This is a genomic window from uncultured Oceanicoccus sp. (assembly GCF_963968385.1).
Lineage (GTDB): Bacteria > Pseudomonadota > Gammaproteobacteria > Pseudomonadales > Dasaniaceae > Oceanicoccus.
Window position 1 is genome coordinate 1 of sequence record NZ_CAXAHB010000110.1, and the last position, 3,673, is coordinate 3,673.

General features: G+C 45.9%; 7 protein-coding genes. 1 reads left to right on the forward strand and 6 read right to left on the reverse strand.

What is annotated here, in order from left to right:
• Nucleotides 1-3: 3 nt before the first annotated feature.
• The 5 genes from AACP44_RS08665 to AACP44_RS08685 form a co-directional block, all read right to left on the reverse strand.
• Nucleotides 4-186 (reverse strand): hypothetical protein, encoded by a 183-nt coding sequence (locus AACP44_RS08665; RefSeq protein WP_339340131.1) that lies wholly within the window; start codon nucleotides 184-186, stop codon nucleotides 4-6.
• A gap of 16 nt (nucleotides 187-202) precedes the next feature.
• Entirely contained in the window at nucleotides 203-925 is a 723-nt protein-coding gene (gene trmH / locus AACP44_RS08670) for a tRNA (guanosine(18)-2'-O)-methyltransferase TrmH (RefSeq protein ID WP_339340132.1), read from the reverse strand.
• Between the two features lie 16 nt (nucleotides 926-941).
• On the reverse strand, nucleotides 942-1,772 hold the full coding sequence (locus AACP44_RS08675; RefSeq protein ID WP_339340133.1) for a S1-like domain-containing RNA-binding protein: 831 nt from the start codon (nucleotides 1,770-1,772) through the stop codon (nucleotides 942-944).
• A 23-nt stretch (nucleotides 1,773-1,795) separates the two neighbouring features.
• Entirely contained in the window at nucleotides 1,796-2,098 is a 303-nt protein-coding gene (locus AACP44_RS08680; protein ID WP_339340134.1) for a Dabb family protein, read from the reverse strand.
• Between the two features lie 126 nt (nucleotides 2,099-2,224).
• Entirely contained in the window at nucleotides 2,225-2,845 is a 621-nt protein-coding gene (locus AACP44_RS08685) for an FKBP-type peptidyl-prolyl cis-trans isomerase (protein ID WP_339340135.1), read from the reverse strand.
• Nucleotides 2,846-3,037: 192 nt separating this feature from the next.
• Between AACP44_RS08685 and AACP44_RS08690 the strand changes: the two genes are divergently transcribed.
• Entirely contained in the window at nucleotides 3,038-3,361 is a 324-nt protein-coding gene (locus AACP44_RS08690) for a hypothetical protein (protein ID WP_339340136.1), read from the forward strand.
• Between the two features lie 100 nt (nucleotides 3,362-3,461).
• On the opposite strand, the gene AACP44_RS08695 is transcribed toward AACP44_RS08690, so the two are convergent.
• On the reverse strand, nucleotides 3,462-3,673 hold a 212-nt coding region (locus tag AACP44_RS08695; protein ID WP_339340137.1), incomplete at its 5' end, for a hypothetical protein.

Consider the following 3,673-nt stretch of genomic DNA (forward strand, 5'->3'; position numbering starts at 1 on the left):
GATTTAGCCTCCGCTGTAATGCCTGATGATGCCTAGCACCATCACCAGCACAATCAAAACCATCGCTATTCGGGACATTTTAGCCTGTTGCTGTGGCTCAACCGGCTTGGCAAATCTCTCGGTCAATTTGACAACAATGACCAACGCAACAAACAGAACGCCCAATATGATCAATAAATTGCTCATTACACTAAATTGCTCATTACATAGCCTCCCCAGCTAATTTGTCCGCCTGACGCTTGGCCAGTATTTCCCGTTTGCTGGCATACCAGTCAGCGGCATCAATAATTTCTCCATCCTCTCGCAACGGCGGATAATCAAACTGATGGCTACGACAAAAATCACGTATTTTGGGATGCGCCCATTCAAAAAATAACCGCTCGTACTCAGCCTGCTCAATACGCTGCTGTTGGTAAAAACCGGCTAATTGTCTCTGGTGCCTGGCCTCGCTAAGAATAATACCCGCCGCCACCGACACATTAAATGACTCCACCATACCCACCATCGGCACCGTTATATGGATATCCGCCAACCCACTGGCCTGATCACTGATGCCGTCTTTTTCTGCGCCCATTAACAAAGCCGTCGGTTTGGTGAAATCAACATCGTGGTAATCCACCGCCTGCTCAGACAAATGCGCTGCAACAATCTGAAAACCCTTGGTCTTTAAGTCGTCGACCGGAGTTTGCAGCTGCCGATAACGATGCACTTTGACATAGCGATGACTGCCCAGAGCGGTACCGCGAAATGAGCGATAGTCTTTATCACCAATCACACAATGCACATCCCCTATCCCCACTGCATCGGCGGTGCGAACAATAGCGGATAAATTACGGCCCTTATGGACGTAGTCGGTTAGCACCGTCAAGTCCGGCTGGCGTTTATCAAGGGTGGCGCGAAGCCGATTAAAACGTTCTGGCGTCATAGGCTTAAACCGTCGGTTAATCCAACAGGCGGATACCGTTATCTTCGATCGCAATGCGGCGCTGTTTATACAGCGCTCCTATCGCTTTTTTATACACCTTTTTACTGATTCTGAATACCGACCGAATAGTTTCCGGGGTGCTTTTGTCGGTAATCATGAGATAGCCATCATGCTCTTTGAGCACAGCAATAATTTGTTCAGCAACAGCCGATATTTTTTCATAGCCTGGCTGGGTTAAGGTGATATCGAGTTTTTTATCTTCGCGGACTCTTTTAATATAGCCTTTAACTCGCTCACCCTTTTTCAAAGGTTGAAACAGTTCGTTGTTATACAGTATGCCCCAATAAGCATTATCCACGATGGCCTTAAACCCTAACTCGGTTTTATCCGCAATGATTAGATCGACAAGCTGCCCTACTTTATAACCAGTACTTTCTTCCTTGAGATATTTATCAATACGCGAGGTGGCGGCCAAACGGTGACTATTATCCAGATAGATCTTAACCAAAACTCGCTTACCTTCAGCGGGAGGCGTTTTTTGTTGCGCAAAGGGCAGTAATAAATCTTTTGGCAAACCCCAGTCTAAAAAGGCGCCAACCTGATTAACTTCCACCACTTTAAGCCAAGCGAAATCGCCCTCACAGGCATGGGGAGTTTCAGTCGTGGCAATCAACCGATCTTCTGAATCCAGATAAATAAAAACCGTCAGCTCATCACCCAACTTAGCCTGATTGCCCACAAAGCGTTTGGGTAATAGTATCTGACCAAATTCACCCGCTTCAAGCAACACACCGGCATCGTTATTGTTAACGATTTCGAGCTGATTAAACCGACCGATTGCAACCATAAGCTGAGAACTCTTGCCGTTAATTATACGGCGTAATCAATTAAGCGACGCTCGCTAATAATACTTCTAATAAAGGGCAAAATCGCAGTATGCTCAGGGTGAGTCGCATAAACCTCCAAAGCTTCACGGGATTCAAATTCTGAGTATAAAGTCATATCCGCAGAGTCAGGGCTATCAGAAAAATCAATCCCCACTTCAACCTTGATTAAACCGGGGATTTTACCGTTCATACCTTCAATCAAGGTTTTAGCCTGAGCAATACTCTCAGCTTTGCTGCGGCCTTCCACATCGTCTTTGATGCGAAGTAATAGTATATGTTTAATCATTATTGATTCCTTTTTTTATAGATAATGCCGCTTTTATTGTTTGATAGTTTTTCTATCTAAAGAACTCAATCACCGAGGCAGATGTTTGAGTTCTTTAACTATTTTCGCAGCCCATCTCACCAGCCTCTAGCCAACAATATCAATCAACTCGACATCAAAAATCAGCGTGGCATATGGCCCGATTGCGCCACCGGCACCTTGCTCGCCATAAGCCAATTGATACGGTAGATACAACCGCCATTTAGACCCAACGCCCATCATCTGTAGCGCTTCAGTCCAACCGGCAATCACACCGTTAACCGGAAACTCAGCCGGCTCACCACGATCAACCGAACTGTCAAACACCGTGCCATCAATCAACGTACCGTGATAATGCGTACGAACGGTAGCAGTGGCTGACGGTTTTTCACCCTCACCAGCCACCAATACTTCATACTGCATACCGCTTGCAGTCACTGTTACCTCATCACGCTTGGCGTTATCGGCCAAAAAAGCTTCGCCATCAGCAGACGCTGCTTTGGACTGCTCGGCTTGCTTAGCCTGCATCCGCGCATTAATTTCTTCATAGGCTGCACTCAGTGCAGCAGTTTCAACCGCACTTGGCGAACCATTCAGTGCGTCTCTAACACCCTCAACCACAGCATCCATATCAATACCGTCAAAAGGATTAGCCGTTAGCTGATCGCCCATTTGGCGGCCTATTCCATAGCTGACACGTTGCTCAACCGTTGTATATTGCTCAGACATAAACTTGTTCTCACCGGATAATAAAAGGCGCGCATTCTAGCATAAAGCCCCCAACCATAAACTAATAAAGTCCAATCACCGATTAAAGCGCCATACCACAGGCAACTCTATGCCATAGGATAATTTCCAAGCATAGCGAACAATGTCTGCTATGATGGGCGTTTAGCCGTTACAACAACCAGCTCGGTGCCCGTGAAAAAAATTATCTCCAAAGCCGATATCCGCAATGATATGGAAAAGCAAATTGCCGACTTCCTTAAAAAGGGCGGTGAAGTATCGGCAATCGAACGGGGAATTAGCGGCAGGGAAAATCCAAACGGCCCATTAAATTCGGATCACGGCGCTTTTCAGCAACCCAAACAGGGTCGCACCTATGTGCCCGAGGTGGTTGCCGCGATTGATGCACGCCGCAAAAAAAAGCCGGAAAAGCCCAAAACCCGTGTTCGCAAACCGCGGAAAAAAATCATTTATGATGATTTTGGTGAGCCATTAAGAGAAGTCTGGGTGGACGAGTAAGCGCCATTTAAGACAACACCTTCGGCACTGGCAATATCGCCATAGCCCTGATTCAAGCAATCCAAAATTATATCTATCTAATTGATTCTATTTGATAATTTTATTTAATCCTGTTATTCAATCCGCTGCTTAGCCCACCATAAAATCCACCACAATGGCGCCAATCGGCTGACCATCTGATTTTTTTCAAGATAAAACTTGCGGGATCAACCAAGCCCACTATACTGTATAACCATACAGCACTGATTATTAATACAGATATCGCCATCAGTACAGTGCTAGCCATTACATAAGATTTAACAGCAGAGAGAA

Coding starts and splice junctions, on each gene's coding strand:
- AACP44_RS08665 (WP_339340131.1), bottom strand. CDS start 186: ATGAGCAATTTATTGATCATATTGGGCGTTCTGTTTGTTGCGTTGGTC.
- trmH (WP_339340132.1), bottom strand. CDS start 925: ATGACGCCAGAACGTTTTAATCGGCTTCGCGCCACCCTTGATAAACGC.
- AACP44_RS08675 (WP_339340133.1), bottom strand. CDS start 1,772: ATGGTTGCAATCGGTCGGTTTAATCAGCTCGAAATCGTTAACAATAAC.
- AACP44_RS08680 (WP_339340134.1), bottom strand. CDS start 2,098: ATGATTAAACATATACTATTACTTCGCATCAAAGACGATGTGGAAGGC.
- AACP44_RS08685 (WP_339340135.1), bottom strand. CDS start 2,845: ATGTCTGAGCAATATACAACGGTTGAGCAACGTGTCAGCTATGGAATA.